The organism is Haloferax profundi, assembly GCF_001469865.1.
Taxonomy (GTDB): Archaea; Halobacteriota; Halobacteria; order Halobacteriales; family Haloferacaceae; genus Haloferax; species Haloferax profundi.
This window is the reverse complement of sequence record NZ_LOPV01000546.1, coordinates 1-457: the sequence shown is the minus strand read 5'-3', so window position 1 is coordinate 457 and position 457 is coordinate 1. Positions and strand designations below refer to the sequence as shown.

Here is a 457-nt window from a genome sequence, read left to right as displayed (position 1 = left end):
GGATAGGCTCGAACTCACCCGAACCTACCGATACATCTCTCGGGAGTTGGGTCTCGACATCCAACCGGCTGACCCGGTACAGTATCTCCCACGGTTCGTCTCCGAACTCGGCGTCGACGACGCTGTCGAACAATACGCGCGCTCGCTCCTCCAGACTGCGAAACAGAAAGGCGTCCACAGTGGAAAGAGTCCCGTTGGCCTCGCGGCAGCCGCCATCTACGCGGGGTCACTCATCGCAGACGCGGAATTGACCCAAAGCGACGTCAGTGAGGTCACCGACATCAGTGAAGTGACGATCCGAAAGCGATATCGAGAACTCCTCGACACGAGTGGACAGGACAATTTGCAGGCGATGCGGCGCGACGCGTCAGCGTAATCGTACCGACACCAGTATTTCGGGCCTTCTCGGCAAAACAGACACTCAATCGATCGTTAGTGCCTGCTGGCTGGCCGCGCA

1 pseudogene is annotated in these 457 nt (G+C 58.9%); it reads left to right on the top strand.

Going from position 1 to position 457, the window contains the following annotated elements:
* A pseudogene (locus tag AUR66_RS16510) lies at positions 1-376 on the top strand (transcription initiation factor IIB 2); the annotation flags it as partial.
* Positions 377-457: the final 81 nt, after the last annotated feature.